This is a genomic window from Serratia sp. BNK-33-b, from assembly GCF_048684565.1.
GTDB lineage: Bacteria > Pseudomonadota > Gammaproteobacteria > Enterobacterales > Enterobacteriaceae > Serratia > Serratia marcescens.
Window position 1 is genome coordinate 1,680,451 of sequence record NZ_JBLQTZ010000001.1, and the last position, 14,197, is coordinate 1,694,647.

The 14,197-nt window shown below is 60.2% G+C and carries 12 protein-coding genes and 2 tRNA genes; 8 read left to right on the forward strand and 6 right to left on the reverse strand.

The window, feature by feature from the left end; translation table 11 throughout:
- Positions 1–250: 250 nt before the first annotated feature.
- Positions 251–326: transfer RNA gene (locus tag ACMGGK_RS07975), tRNA-Asn, on the reverse strand.
- Between the two features lie 99 nt (positions 327–425).
- Entirely contained in the window at positions 426–1,226 is an 801-nt protein-coding gene (gene mtfA, locus ACMGGK_RS07980; RefSeq protein WP_048795162.1) for a DgsA anti-repressor MtfA, read from the reverse strand.
- A 92-nt stretch (positions 1,227–1,318) separates the two neighbouring features.
- On the opposite strand from mtfA, the gene ACMGGK_RS07985 reads away from it, so the two are divergent.
- From ACMGGK_RS07985 to ACMGGK_RS08005, 5 genes are all read left to right on the forward strand, one after another.
- A tRNA-Ser gene (locus tag ACMGGK_RS07985) sits at positions 1,319–1,408 on the forward strand.
- 471 nt (positions 1,409–1,879) lie between these two features.
- Positions 1,880–3,367 (forward strand): UbiD family decarboxylase, encoded by a 1,488-nt coding sequence (locus tag ACMGGK_RS07990; protein WP_420276824.1) that lies wholly within the window; start codon positions 1,880–1,882, stop codon positions 3,365–3,367.
- On the forward strand, positions 3,357–3,827 hold the full coding sequence (locus tag ACMGGK_RS07995; RefSeq protein WP_420276825.1) for a MarR family winged helix-turn-helix transcriptional regulator: 471 nt from the start codon (positions 3,357–3,359) through the stop codon (positions 3,825–3,827). Before ACMGGK_RS07990 ends, ACMGGK_RS07995 begins: the two co-directional genes overlap by 11 nt.
- 119 nt (positions 3,828–3,946) lie before the next feature.
- On the forward strand, positions 3,947–4,579 hold the full coding sequence (locus ACMGGK_RS08000; protein ID WP_016927167.1) for a helix-turn-helix domain-containing protein: 633 nt from the start codon (positions 3,947–3,949) through the stop codon (positions 4,577–4,579).
- 263 nt (positions 4,580–4,842) lie between these two features.
- The gene (locus tag ACMGGK_RS08005) at positions 4,843–5,805 is read left to right on the forward strand and encodes a hypothetical protein (protein WP_420276826.1); all 963 of its coding nucleotides are present in this window, start codon (positions 4,843–4,845) and stop codon (positions 5,803–5,805) included.
- Positions 5,806–5,856: 51 nt separating this feature from the next.
- On the opposite strand, the gene ACMGGK_RS08010 is transcribed toward ACMGGK_RS08005, so the two are convergent.
- Entirely contained in the window at positions 5,857–6,291 is a 435-nt protein-coding gene (locus tag ACMGGK_RS08010) for a DoxX family protein (protein WP_016927169.1), read from the reverse strand.
- A 217-nt stretch (positions 6,292–6,508) separates the two neighbouring features.
- Here ACMGGK_RS08010 and ACMGGK_RS08015 point away from each other — a divergent pair, with 217 nt between their 5' ends.
- From ACMGGK_RS08015 to ACMGGK_RS08025, 3 genes are all read left to right on the forward strand, one after another.
- Complete coding sequence (locus tag ACMGGK_RS08015) at positions 6,509–6,709, forward strand: hypothetical protein (protein WP_016927170.1); 201 nt, start codon at positions 6,509–6,511, stop codon at positions 6,707–6,709.
- Positions 6,710–6,785: 76 nt separating this feature from the next.
- Positions 6,786–7,184: a type II secretion system pilot lipoprotein GspS gene (gene gspS, locus ACMGGK_RS08020; protein WP_016927171.1), complete on the forward strand. Its 399-nt coding sequence runs from the start codon at positions 6,786–6,788 to the stop codon at positions 7,182–7,184.
- Between the two features lie 114 nt (positions 7,185–7,298).
- Entirely contained in the window at positions 7,299–8,732 is a 1,434-nt protein-coding gene (locus tag ACMGGK_RS08025; protein ID WP_049300304.1) for an EmmdR/YeeO family multidrug/toxin efflux MATE transporter, read from the forward strand.
- A gap of 28 nt (positions 8,733–8,760) precedes the next feature.
- Here ACMGGK_RS08025 and ACMGGK_RS08030 read toward each other — a convergent pair whose 3' ends face one another.
- From ACMGGK_RS08030 to pqqU, 3 genes are all read right to left on the reverse strand, one after another.
- Positions 8,761–8,940, reverse strand: coding sequence for a hypothetical protein (locus tag ACMGGK_RS08030; protein ID WP_015378373.1), 180 nt, complete (start codon positions 8,938–8,940; stop codon positions 8,761–8,763).
- A 397-nt stretch (positions 8,941–9,337) separates the two neighbouring features.
- Positions 9,338–11,710, reverse strand: coding sequence for a glucose/quinate/shikimate family membrane-bound PQQ-dependent dehydrogenase (locus ACMGGK_RS08035; protein WP_049300302.1), 2,373 nt, complete (start codon positions 11,708–11,710; stop codon positions 9,338–9,340).
- A 147-nt stretch (positions 11,711–11,857) separates the two neighbouring features.
- Positions 11,858–13,996 carry a TonB-dependent receptor PqqU gene (pqqU, locus tag ACMGGK_RS08040; protein ID WP_176062978.1) on the reverse strand — a complete coding sequence of 713 codons (2,139 nt, stop codon included), beginning with the start codon at positions 13,994–13,996 and terminating at the stop codon, positions 11,858–11,860.
- Positions 13,997–14,197: the final 201 nt, after the last annotated feature.

Below are 14,197 nucleotides of genomic sequence, written 5' to 3' on the forward strand. Positions count from 1 at the left end.
CCTTTTGTTGTTCCCATCATCAGTGGTAGAAACCGGGTTTTACCGTTTCGCATCGATGATGCAAGAACAAAATGGGCGCTATTCGCTGTGAGCAGCTCAGAACCATTGATATAGAAGCCTTGAACAACGTATACCTCCTGCTATTGTGAATGAAGTGATAAGCCATCCTGAACCGATGTTTTGATGTAATTGATAAACTCAAAAAAGCAAAAAGCCCGCTTAAGTTTCCTTAAGCGTGCTTCTCTAAATATGGCTCCTCTGACTGGACTCGAACCAGTGACATACGGATTAACAGTCCGCCGTTCTACCGACTGAACTACAGAGGAATCGTGTGAACGGGGCGCATGATATCCAGCGGCCCCGGGTGTGTCAACGCTAAATTGCCCCGGGCGGTGCGACTGCTCGGTATCTGAGCAATAAGCTCGTCAATCCGCCCATTGCGCGTCGTTTTCCGCCTGGCCGCGCAGCAGGCGCGCCAGCGGATCCTGGCGGTAGAAGCGGCAAAAGTGCTGATACAGCGCCGGGAAGCGTTCGGCCAGCAGTTCGGGAGCGCTGAAGAAATACTCCGACAGCACGGCGAAGCACTCGGCCGCATCGGTGGCGGCGTAGGCATCCATGCTGGCGGCCTCTTCGCCGACCATGTCGATCTCGTCCTGCAGGCTTTCCATCGCGGCGTGCAGATCATGTTCCCAGGCGGCCACCTCGCGCAGCGGGATCGGCGGCACGCCGGTGGCGACGCCGCCGTTGCGCATATCCAGTTTGTGCACCGCTTCGTGGATCACCAGATTGAAACCGGAGAGGTCAAAAGAGTCCTGCACGTCTTGCCAGTTGAGCACGATCGGCCCCTGTTCCCAGCTTTGGCCCGACTGCACCACCGGCCCCGAGTGCACCAGACCGATCTCGTCCTGCCATTCGTCTTCCACCACGAACGGGGTGGGGTAGAGCAGAATTTCGTTGAAGCCGTCGAGGCATTCCGCGCCGAGTTCCAGCACCGGCAAGGCGAACAGCAGGGCGATGCGCGCCTGCATTTGCGAGGTGAGTTGCAGCCCCTGCAGCGGCACGATGCGCTTTTGCTGCAAGATCTGCCCGGCGACGGCCACCAGCCGCTGCCGCTCCTGCTCATTCAGCGGCGAGAGCAGCGGGATCGCCAGCGCGTCCTGCCACTGGGCCTCGATGTCTGCCTGGGGTTGAGAGGGTTGAGTCGCTTTCCACGGCCATTTAATCATCAGGTTGCTCGTAAAGTCGTCACTTGAACGTTCAGCGGTATGCTAATGCTGTAAAAATGCCGCAAAAGCGGGCATGATAGCAAGCGTTGTCAGGAGAGATGCCGGAGCGGCTGAACGGACCAGTCTCGAAAACTGGAGTAGGGGCAACTCTACCGGGGGTTCAAATCCCCCTCTCTCCGCCACTTTACCCCTCGTTGTTCCCCATCGAATCAAAATCCTTTTCTTTCGCTAATGCTTGTAAACCGTTCGATCTGAAACCGGTTTGCGTTGGCAGAGATCCTTTTCCGCATTATAACCCGTGCAATATCAACGAATAGCATTTTGCGATTATGTTCTTCATTTTGTGAGCCATGTTGTGCTTGAACCCGGCGCGGCGCTTGCGGCAAGCCCAGTGCTATGCCGATCATGCTGAAGGTGTGAAACCGTCACGGCGATAATGTCTGCCGGCAGGGGCGTGCATGGCCCGAGTCCGCTATTCCTTGAAGAGTTTGCCAGACTGACAACATGCCCAACGTCTCCAGGATAGCGTGTATTTACACGCGATTTTCCGTGCACTAATATGTGTGCACATGCACATGCACATAAATGTCAGTCTATTCCCTGAAACGATGGGAAGAGCAGGGACTGAACGCCTGGAAACCGGAGGACTTGCCATGAGTTTGCTCGATTGCGCACTGGATTTTCGTCACTTCATTGAGGAATTGCGTCGCCGAAACGATTTGGTCGACGTGCATCAGGCAGTTTCCGCCGACCTGGAGATAGCGGCTGTCTGCCGCCGGGTCTATGAGCAACGGCTTTCGGCTCCGCTATTTCATCATGTGGCGGGCGCGATGCCGGGAGCCCGCATCCTCGGCGCGCCGGCCGGCATGCTCGCTTCTGCGGAACATGCCTATTCTCGCCTCGCCCTCCATTTTGGGCTGCCGCCAGAAAGCTCCCCGCGGGATATTGTGGCGGCGATTCGCCGGGCGGTGAAGGCGGAGCCGTTTGCGCCGGATTATTGCTCGACCGGCCCGGTGAAAGAGAATATTTGGCGTGGTGACGAGGTTGATCTGAAACGTTTCCCGGTGCCGCTGTTGCATGAACGGGATGGCGGGCGCTATTTCGGCACCTACGGGTTCCATGTCGTGCAATCCCCGGACGGAAAGTGGCATAGCTGGGGCGTCGGCAGACTCATGATGCTCGATCGCAATCGTCTCACCGGCCCGGCAATCCCCACCCAGCACATCGGCATGATCCGTGAAATGTGGCGCCGAGAAGGGAAACCTACGCCGTGGGCGATGGTGCTCGGGGCGCCGCCTGCCGCGGTGGCGGTCGCGGGGATGCCGTTGCCGGCCGGCGTCAGTGAGCCTGACTATGTCGGCGCGCTGCTCGGTAAAAGCGTCACGCTCACCCAAGCGGAAACCAACGATCTCTGGGTGCCGGCCAATGCGGAAATTGTGCTGGAAGGTGAAATCAGCCTGACGGAGACGGCGCTGGAAGGGCCGATGGGGGAGTATCACGGCTATCAACACCAGCAAGGCCATGAACAGCCGGTGTTCCATGTGCGTGCGGTAACGTTTCGCGATGACCCCATTTTGCCGATTTGCGTCGCCGGCACGCCGCCGGAAGAAAATCATACGATCTGGGGCACCATGATATCAGCTCAGCTGCTGGAAACCCTGCAGAGCGCGGCCTTGCCCGTTGACTTTGTCTGGTGTTCCTATGAGGCGGCGACCTGCTGGGCGGTGGTCTCCGTCGATATCGAAAAACTGGCCGGAATGAATACCACCGCGGCGGATTTTGCCGGCAAGGTGGCGGAGGTGGTCTTCGGCTCGCATGCGGGCTACCTGATCCCCAAACTGATCCTGGTCGGCAATGACATTGATATTGTCGATATCGATCAGGTGGTTTGGGCGTTGGCCACGCGCTCACATCCCGCGCGCGATCATTTTATTTTCCCGGACGTACGTGAGTTCCCGATGGTGCCGTACCTGACGGAAGAAGACAAGGCGCGCGGTAGCGGCGGCAAAGCCATCATCAACTGCCTGTTCCCTGAGCAGTTCAGCGGCGTAACACGTGCGGGGACCGCCTCTTTCAGGCACTCTTATCCGGAACCGGTCAGGGCAAAAGTCGAGGCTAATTGGAAACAGTATGGATTCTGAAAAAAAAGGCGCGCAGAGCGGCAGACGGGGAATGGGATTGCCCAATGGTGCGCTTTACAGGATGACGGAGGTGGTGCGTCACCGCGAAAAACGGCTGTCTGCGTTACTCGCTTTGCAAGGACTCAGCCTCCATGAGTGGCGCGCGTTGCGCATTCTCTACAGTTTTCCGGGCGACGTGGCCATGAGCGAGGTGATAGCGCATTCGCAGACCGATCGCACCGCGCTAGGCCGCACGATCACCCAACTGGTTAATCGGGGATGGGTCGCGCGCTTCCCCGATCCGGAAGATAAGCGCGCGGTATATCTGCGCGTCATGCCGGCGTCTCGTTCCATTTTTGACCAGGCGAGGCAATGGGTGGCGGATTATGACGCACAGCTGATGGCCTGTCTGGATGATGCCGGGCTCAGTGCCCTGGATGACGCACTGCAACGCATGATGCAGTTCATCGAGCCCGCGTAGTCCGTTCCGGCGAAAGCCAGCGCCGTATTTCCCGAGTGACCTCATCGCGGTGTTGTACTGTTGCCTGCGGGTAAGGTAATTTGCTGAGGGCATGATGACTGAGGCAGGGGCCAACGGACATGAATGAAAGGATCGACTACCACATCGAGAAATACCACTTCGCGCCGCTGGATGAAGCCCCGCGGCTCGCGCGCCAGTGGAGCGAGGTGTTGAACGAGTGTCGCCAGACGCAGGCCGGGGCGGAACAGCGTCTGCGCATTGCGCTGCTCAACGTGGACTATGTGACCAGTTTCGAATTGCCGTTTCGTTTATTGCTGGTGCGGGCGCCGCAGCTGATTGCCGGCCTGCGCGATGAGTTGTCGATCAGTCAAAAAAATGTGGTGTTCAACGGCAAGCGCTTTGGCTGCGTTTACAGCCTGAAAAGCGATTTAAGCGACGTGCCTGAGGCCTTCCAATACGGCCTGTCGACCCGTATTCACCGCACTTCGGCGTCGGGCGTAGACGCGCTGCCTTACCGGGAAATCGCCAAAGCGCTCAAGGCGCCGCGTGAGCGACTTAAGCTGGCGCTGGAGCAGGGGCTGCGGGTCACGGCGTTGGACGGACTGTTCTGGTTCGGCATACAGCGCATTGCCGCCGAGGTGCGCAGACTAAGAAAAACCGGCATGGCGATCGTGACGGCGGAAACGGAGATCTTCGACACCCTGACCGGCACCACGCGCAAGGTTCCGGTATACCGCCTGGCCGAGAGTTGATGACCGATAGTCGGCGGTTCAGCTTATGAAGCGCGATTCCCGCCGGGCTCCTCTACGGTTCTTTTTTACCCGCATCTCCTTGCCGCTCAGCAAGAAAACCGACGTGACATATTCCTAAAATCTGACCTGTGTTCGTTCTGCCGTAGCACAACGCAAACGACGGGCCACCGCCGATAGCCGGTGCCACGATGGTGTTTCCGGTTGGCGGCGCCGTTTGCCGCCCACCTTTGGCTAACATCGACGAGGGTTTGAAGGAGAAGAGTATGTTGAAACGTTTCGCACTGTTGTGCTGGTGCCTGATCGGCGCCAATGCGCTGGCGGCGGGCCCCAACGCCAATATCAAGTATTACGGCTATGACTGGCTGGACTTTTATGAAACCGCCACGCCGTCTTTCAGCGCCACAGAGGCGCTTAAGGCGATTACCGGCACCGGCTTCAGTATGACCAATCTGAATGTGGTGCACACGTTGGCAAGTCTCAATCTGCCCGTTTGCGCCGGGGGGACTTGCGCCGTGAACATTCAGGCTGGTTCGGGGGCGGTATCGGGCTCGCCGTTTATCGATATCTGCCCTGGGGCGGTCTCGAACAGCAACTGCCAGGCCGCAGGTTCCTGGAACGCCATCTGGACGGTGGTCAAGAAGATCGCCGAAGCCAAATATAAGCCCGGCGCCATTTATTTTATCGATGAGCCGTTCGACGTTCCTGCCTTACAGACCGGGGGAAAATATGACGCTTACCAATACTCCAGCTATGTTTGCACCCTGCGACAGGCCATGCAGGAGTACGGGGTCGCGATCCCCCTCTACACCATCTTGTCCTACCGACATGCCAACAACGCCGAATGGATCCGTGAAATACAGCAGGGCGCGCCCGCGACCGCGTGTCCGGCCAATGTAAAAAGCACGCCAGATTGGGTTGGGGTGGATAACTACAACTGGTCGGTGGCGGATATGTGGAGTACCTACAATCGCCTGGCGCCGATAAGCGCAGCCGGACAAAAGTGGGTGTTGGTACCGCCTTCTACGGCATCGTTAGGAATGAACGACCAGCAACTGCATGCGCAAATTCAACTGTATTGGGATTTTATTAATCAATATCCGACTGCGCCCGTGGTTTACATCATGAACTGGCGGTTTGATCGCGCGGTCACCGAGAATCGCGCGGCCTTCCCCGAATCGACCGCCTTATTGTCTTTCATGGCGAACACGCTGCTCACCCAACCTTAAGCGTGCAAAAAGGAGGTTCGCCATCAGGAACCTCCTTATGGATTGCACGGCTTACCGATAGGCTTCATTGCGCGCGATCGCGTATTTGCCGCTGCCCAGCAGCAGGATGGCGAGCCCGCCCATAAAGAACACCAGCTCGTTTTCAATGCCCCAGGCGCCGACGTCGGTGACGCTGAACACCTTGCCGGTGCCCACCATCAAAAACGCCACCACCAGCGTAAAGGCGTAAACCAGCGCGGCGGGGCGGGTGAACAGCCCCAAAATGATCAGTATCGGCGCCAGGATCTCCCCCACATACACGCCATAGGCGATGAAGGCGGGCAGCCCGTGATCCTGCAACGCACCGGCGATCCAACCGACGCCGTGCTGAATCTTCGCCACGCCGTGAAACAGCATCAGCCCGCCGAAGGTCAGCCTGAGCGCCAACTTGCCGGCGTCCGGGCGATCAAAAAGGCGCGTGAATGCCGCATTCAATGACTTAACCATGGCCCTTCCTCCTGAATAGGAATGATTTTTAATCAATATATCTGCAAGATAAATACAAAAGATGTCCTGGATCAGTAAAACGGCGGGCTTTACGCTGAATCACCGGGTGAGGTTTAGCGGACGCTTCGCACGGCAACGCAGGCTGTCCCCGCAACCCAAATCGCGGTAAAATGCAACAGTTCACCTTATCGCACGTCATCAGGCCGTCGTACTCGCTATGAAAATGCGCAAACCGCGCCGTCCGCCCGGGCGGTGGATCTATTACATCCTGCATGAAGACATGCTGTGGCCCTGCCCGGTCAAATGGGAGTGGGAGAGCGGCTATAACGCCTGGCTGCCGTTTTACTATTCCCCCACGCTGGAATTTGTCGCCGGCAACCCCGCCCGCGCCACCAAGGTCAGCAGCGGCCGGCGCTAAGCGTGCTGCCCGCCTTGCCGCCCGGCATCCGCTCACCTAAGATCATTGCATCACCCACAGGTTTCCGGGAGCGACCATGTCTACTCTGTTTCGCACGTCTCTTTGCGGCGCGGCGGCGTTGCTGCTGCTTGCGGGTTGTCAGCAGACGGCGCATCAACCGGCGCCGCCGCTGCAGGCGCAATTGGATCACATCGCTCTGATGCTGGCCGGCGGGCATTTCCTGCGCGTGGACTGCGGGCGCAGCGACGTGCCGGACGACGTGAAATTGCAACGCACTGCGATGCGTGCAGCGCAGCACCGCGGCTGGGATACGCATGCGGCAGGGTATCGGCAGTTGCCGGCGCTCACCCAGGCGCGTTACCTGACTCTGCAACAGGGTGATCAGCTGCTGACGGACAAATGCGCCACGCTCAGCCGCAGCACCGCGCGCTTTATTGCGGCGGCGCAGGCCGATCAGGAAGACTACATGGAGTAGCGCTACGGTGTGCCTGTCGGGCGCTCGCCACGGGCGCCCAAAAATTCTTTGCAGGATAACGATTTATCGCTCATCATTTGAAATGATGTTTCACTTTTATCCATCGAGCCCACCTTGAACCTGTATGCCGCACTGCGTCAGCGCGTGGAAAATACGCCTTGGTACGCCAAACGGAAAAGCTACCGCGTGCTGTTCTGGCGCGAAATCACGCCGCTGGCGGTGCCGATCTTTCTGGAGAACGCCTGCGTTCTGTTGATGGGGGTGCTGAGCACCTTTCTGGTGAGTTGGCTCGGCAAAGAGGCGATGGCCGGGGTGGGGCTGGCGGACAGCTTCAACATGGTGATCATCGCCTTTTTCGCCGCGGTGGATCTCGGCACCACCGTGGTGGTGGCCTTCAGCCTCGGCAAGCGGGATCGCCGGCGCGCGCGGGCGGCGGCGCGTCAGTCGCTGGTCCTGATGATCGGTGTGGCGTTGCTGTTGGCGGCGGGCATTCATCTGGCGGGTGAGCCTATCATTGATGTGATCGCCGGTGCGGCCTCGCCGGAAGTGAAAGCGCTGGCGCTCTCTTACCTGCAAACCACGGTGTGGAGCTACCCGGCGGCGGCGATTGCGTTGATCGGCAGCGGCGCCCTGCGCGGCGCGGGCAACACCAAGATCCCGCTGCTTATCAATGGCGGCATGAATATCCTCAATATCATCATCAGCAGCATCCTGATTTACGGCATGCTGGGCTGGCATGGCCTGGGGTTCGTCGGCGCCGGGCTGGGGCTGACGATTTCCCGCTATATCGGCGCCATCGCCATCCTCTACGTGCTGGCGATCGGCTTTAATCCGGCGCTGCACATCACGTTGAAAAGCTATTTCACGCCGCTCAAGATGAGCATCCTGTGGGAAGTGTTGGGGATCGGCATTCCCGCCAGCGTCGAGTCGGTACTGTTTAACGGCGGCAAGCTGTTGACGCAGATGTTTGTCGCCGGCATGGGCACCAACGTGATCGCCGGCAACTTTATCGCTTTCTCCATCGCTTCGTTGATCAACCTGCCGGGCAACGCGTTGGGATCGGCTTCGACCATTATCGTCGGCCGGCGGCTCGGCAAAGGCGAGATCGGCCAGGCGGAGCGGCAGCTGCGCCATATTTTCTGGCTGTCTACCCTTGGGTTGACCGCTATCGCCTGGGGCACGGCGCCGTTGGCCGGGGTATTCGCCGCGTTTTATACCTCGCAGGATGACGTGAAAACGGTGGTGAAAACCCTGATTTGGCTCAACGCCGCCTTTATGCCGATCTGGGCCGCTTCCTGGGTGTTGCCCGCCGGGCTGAAAGGCGCGCGCGACGCCCGCTTTGCCATGTGGGTGACGATGCTCGGCATGTGGGGCTGCCGCGTGGTGGCGGGCTACGCGCTGGGTATCGAACTGGGCATGGGCGTGGTGGGGGTCTGGTTGGGGATGTTCCTCGATTGGGCGGTGCGCGGCGCCTTGTTCTACTGGCGCATGGTCAGCGGACGCTGGCTGTGGAAATATCCGCGGGCCAAACGCCGGGAGGCCGGGTAACCGGCCGCGGGGCACCGGCGAGGTGGACTCAGTATAAAAGCGTCATCGCGCTGAAGAACAACAGCGTCAAGGCGATGATGATGAGGTTTTGCGTGGCTTTGCGCACCAGTTTACTGGCGCTCAGGCGGCTGTCGATGACGTAGAGCAGCGGCACCATCAGCAGCACGTAGGCGAACATCAGCATGGCGGTAAAGGGTTGCAGGTTCATTCTCGCCCCTCCTGTGCGCCATCATGGCCGACCAGGTGCACCAGCACGGCCTTCGGCGGATGGGGCAACGTAATAAAGGGCGGGGTGGCTGGGGAGTCCGCCGCGAACGGCAGACCGGCGCGCCGCGTCCTCACCGCCGCTTGCAGAATTTTCTTTCGATGCTTCCGAGTATGGTCGACCATGCGCCTCCGAATAAGGCCGCCGGCAGGCGGCCGATCGCTGTATTGCAAGGATTACAGGCCGCTGCCGGGGCCATGCATTCATAATATTGCGAATGATAACCATTATCAATGGTGGGGGTGAAAAAATTAAGGGTATTGCAAGGTGGCATCGGGCGGTGGCGTAAAAAGAAAAAGCACGCCTTGCGGCGTGCTTCGCGGGGTACTAACGGCGGTAGTTACTTCTGATCGGGCAGAGCGTAAGCGACCACGTAGTCGCCCAGCTTGGTGCCGAAGGAACCGTGGCCGCCGGCGTAGATCAGCACGTACTGCTTGCCATTGACCTCATAGGTCATCGGCGTCGCCTGGCCGCCGGCCGGCAAGCGCGCTTCCCACAGTTTTTCACCGTTGGTCACGCTGAAGGCGCGCAGGTAGTTGTCTGCGGTGGCGCCGATGAAGAACACGTTACCGGCGGTGGTCACCGGGCCGCCCAGCATTGGCATGCCCATTTTGAACGGCAGCGGCAACGGTGAGCTGTCGCGCACGGTGCCGATGCGTTTTTTCCACACGATGTCGTTGGTTTTCAGATCCACGGCGGAAATGTAACCCCAGGCCGGCTGTTTGCATGGCAGACCAAACGGTGACAGGAACGGGTTCAGGGTGACGCCGAACGGCACGCCATACTGCGGCTGTACGCCGGATTCGGTGCCGCTGCCGCCTTTGTCGCCTTCCGGCGGCTCAATCGGGTTGCCTGGGCCGCGCGGGATCAGTTTGGAGACGAACGGCAGCGCGATCGGGTTGGCGATGGCGATTTCGCGATCGGTATCGACGGCCAGGCCGCCCCACTCGAACATGCCCAGGTTGCCCGGGAACACCAGCGTGCCCTGCTCGGATGGCGGGGTGAAGGTGCCTTCGTAGCGCAGGCTGTGGAACATCACGCGGCAGACCAGCTGATCATAGATGGTCGCGCCCCACATGTCGGCGCCGGTCAGTTTCTTCTCAGGACGGAAGGTCAGCTCGGAGAACGGCTGGGTCGGTGACAGGCGATCGCCTTTGGCCGGGCCCTGCGGTACCGGTTTCTCCGGCGCCGGCACCACCAGTTCGCCGTTGGTGCGGTTCAGCACGAAGATGTTGCCGGTTTTGGTCGGCACGTAGATGACCGGCACTTTTTTACCGCTCTTGTCGGTAATGTCCGCCAGGGTCGGCTGCGCCGGCACGTCCATATCCCACAGGTCGTGGTGGACGGTCTGATAGAACCAGGCCAGTTTGCCGGTGGAGGCGTTCAGCGCCAACAGGCCGCTGGCGTAGCGTTCCATTTCCGGGGTGCGATCGCCGCCCCAGATGTCCGGAGTGGAAACGCCCATCGGCAGGTAAACGATATCCAGCTTGGCGTCATAGGCGGCAGGCGCCCAGGAGTTAGGCGAGTTCGGCACGAAGTGGTGCTCGTCCGCCGGGATGGCGTTCGGATCTTTCGCGCCCGGATCGAAGGCCCACAGCAGCTTGCCGCTGTTGACGTCGAAGCCGCGGATCACGCCGGAAGGCTCGCGGTTGGAGTAGTTGTCGGTCACGGCACCGGCGACGACGATCACTTTATCGGTGATCACCGGCGGCGAGGTCGGCTCGTAGTGGCCCGGCGTCGCATACGGCATATTGCTCTGCAGGTTCAGCTCACCGTTGTTGGCGAAGTCCGGGCAGGGTTTACCGGTTTCGGCGTCCAGTGCGAACAGACGGCCGTCGTTGACCGGCAGAATGATGCGGCGTGCGCACATCGCCGGTGCGGCATCGCCGGCGGCGCCCGCGGCTGCAGCGGTTTCGTGGTAAGACACGCCGCGGCAGGTGATGTGCTGGAAGGTCGGGTTGTACTTCAGCTGCGGATCAAATTTCCACTTTTCTTTACCGGTGGCGGCATCCAGCGCAAACAGCTTCTGGTGCGGCGTACACATGTAAAGGGTATCGCGGATTTTGATCGGCGTGACTTCGTTGGTGATCTCACCCGGATCGTTGGCGGTCTTCAGATCGCCGGTCTGGAAGCGCCAGGCTTCTTGCAACTGGCCAACGTTTTTGTCGTTGATCTGGCTCAGCGGCGAGTAACGGGTGCCTTCCTGGGTGCGGCCATAGGCCGGCCAGTCGGACCCGGTGGCGTCTTTCGGCTGTACCTGAGCGGCGTCGAGCGTGCCGTTGATCTCTTGCGGATCGTTGAATACGGCATAGGCCAGCGCGATGACGGTGATCGCCAGCGCCGCGCTCAGCGCGCCGTAGGCGAACTTGCCGTTGGCCACCAGCTTACGGTAGATAAACGGCAGCACCAGCCACAGACCGAAGAAGAAGGTGACGTCCAGGCGCGGCGTCAGCGCCCAGAAGTCCGGGCCCACTTCCCACAGGGCCCAAATGGTGGTGCCCAGCAGGAATACCGCGTACAGCAGCAGCGCGGTGGCGCGGCGGCGGAACAGCAGCCAGGAGGTCGCCAGCAGCACCAGCCCGGCGATGATGTAATACAGCGAACCGCCCAACTTGGCCAGCCAGATGCCGCCGCCGAGCAGATAAAGCCCGCTCAGCGCGGCAAACAGCGCCGTTATGACGATAAGCGGCGATAGTGACGCTTTATTTTGCATAGCAATACCCTTACCAAAAATGAAAGTCCCCGATTTAGAGATTAAGCCAAATCGGAAAAAACACGCGGTTTCTCCCTACTATTTCAGCGAGAAGCCGCTAGGGTGACGTAAAACCCATCCCGTTTTTTAACCTTAAGGTGCTTTGCCTTATTCAAAGCGATAAGACAAGGTGGCGCCGCCACCCCAGTTGCGCCCCGGCGCCGGCTCGAAATAGCGGCCGTTGCCTTCGTTGACGATCACCGAACCGACGTATCGGCGATCGAAAACATTGTCCACCCGGCTGAACACGTCCAGCGCCCAGCGGTCCCAGGTAAAGCGATAGCCGGCGTTTACGCCGGCCACGGTGTAAGTGGGGGCCTGCGCGCTGTTGGCGTCATTGGCCTGAATGTCGCTCATGTAGCGCAGTTCCGCGCCGGCGTGCCAGCCTTCCGGCGGCGCAAACGCCAGCGAGGCGTAGCCCATGTTGCGGGCGATGCCCGGCAGGCGATTGCCGGCGGGGGTGCAGCCGGCTTTGCCGCACATTTCGCTGCGGTAGGTGGCGTCCAGCAGCGTCCAGGCCATATGCAGCCGCCAGTCCAGCGCAAACTCCTGATCCAGCGCCAGCTCCAGGCCGCGCCGCCGGGTTTTGCCGGCGTTGGCGTAGCTGGTGCGTCCGCCGCTGCTTTCTGCCACCACCAGCTCGTTGTCGGTATCGGTCTGGAACAGCGCAGCGCTCACCAGGCCGTTGCCGAGGCGCAGTTTGCTGCCCAGTTCGACGGTGTCGCTGGTGGATGGCTGCAGGCCGATATTGAGGCCCGCCTGGCCGTCGGGGCGGTAGGAGAGTTCGTTGATGGTCGGGGTTTCAAAGCCGCGGCCGGCGGAGAGATAAACGTTCCACGCCGGGTTGATCTTGTAGTTGAGCGAGCCCATCGGCAGCCACTGGTGGTAGCGTTTGCTGCCGCTGTCGTCGCCGTTGCGCGGCGTGATGTAGTAATCGGTCGAGTCGAAGCTGACCGTGCTGTAGCGCAGGCCGGCGTCCAGCGTCCAGTGTGGCGTCAGTTGCCAGGAGGTTTGCAGGTAAGGATCCAGGTTCCAGATGCGGTTCTTCTCGTTGCGCCGCTGGTCGCCTTTCTCGCCGTAGTCCACTGTGCCGTCTCGCAGAATAAAGTTTTCGAACCCCTGGCGGCGTTCGGTCATGGTTTCATAATCCAGACCGCCGATCAGTGTTACCGGTAACGATGCGAGAGTATCCTCATGCTTCCAGCGAGTGTCAATGCCCTGATATTTTCTTTCCAGCACGATCACCCCGCCGGCGTGGGTGGGGTTGAGCTGCGGCCCCATCGGGATCGATTGGTACTGCGTGGTATGGCGTTCGCCGTGGTAAGCGGTCAGCGTCAGTTCGTCGCGCTCGCTCATCTGGCGTTGATAGCGCAGGCCGGCCTGGGTTTGATCGAGCGATTTGCGGGTGTTGTATTGATCCGCGCGCGGCGCCTGGCGTGGGTTTTCCTTCCATTCCGCTTCGGTCAGGCCGCCCGGATCGCCGGCGTCAATCGAGACGCTGTTGAACATCAGCGTCAGGGTGCTGACGTCGTCCAGCCGCACGCCGAGCTTGCCGTTGCCGAGGTTTTTCCGCGCGGCGCTGTGATCGCGGTAGCCCTGAGTGGTGAAGCGGGTGCCCGAAATGGCGTAGTTGACGTCGCCGGCCTGGGTGCCGTCGCCGGTGGCGCCGGTCGCTTTCACCCCGTAGCGCCAGGTGTTGTCGCTGCCGAAATAGCCGCCGGCCTCCAGCGTCGGCGGCTGGGTGCCGGTAATCGTATCAACATTGATCACCCCGCCCGAGGCGTTGCCGTACAGCGCGGAATAGGGGCCGCGCAGCACCTCGATGCGTTCGACGGAATTGATGTCGATGTTGGAGGTTTGTCCCTGGCCGTCGGGCATGGTGGCGGGAATGCCGTCGACGTACATGCGCACGCCGCGCACGCCGAACATCGAACGGCTGCCGAACCCGCGTATCGACAGCTGCAGATCCTGCGCATAGTTTTGCCGGTTTTGAAGCTGCAGGCCCGGCACGCTGCCGAGGTTTTCCGACAGGTTAATCTGCGGGGCGGCGTTGCGCAGGTCCTGGCCGTCGATCACGCTGACGGACACCGGCGATCCCAGCTCGGTCAATCCGGTGGGTTGCGCCATCACCACCAGGGTGTCGCTTTTCTCTTTATTATTTTCTGCCGCCAGCGCCTGGCTGGCAAACATGGGATGTAGCAATAGCATTGCAGCCGGGGTCAGCACGGCGCTTTTCTTATTGGTCATGGGATAAATCTGCCACTGGTATTGAAAGGGAATCGCAGGTCGATTCAGAGTTAGCCATCTGTCGCTCCATCTACATGACGCTAAACGAAAAGGGTAAGGCATCCTGACATCAGTATAGAGTATCTCGGGCAGGAACGTTCCCGCAAAAACTCCGCTCCCAGCGACGGTTAACGGATTCATGAGCCTGGCTCATAAGCCCAA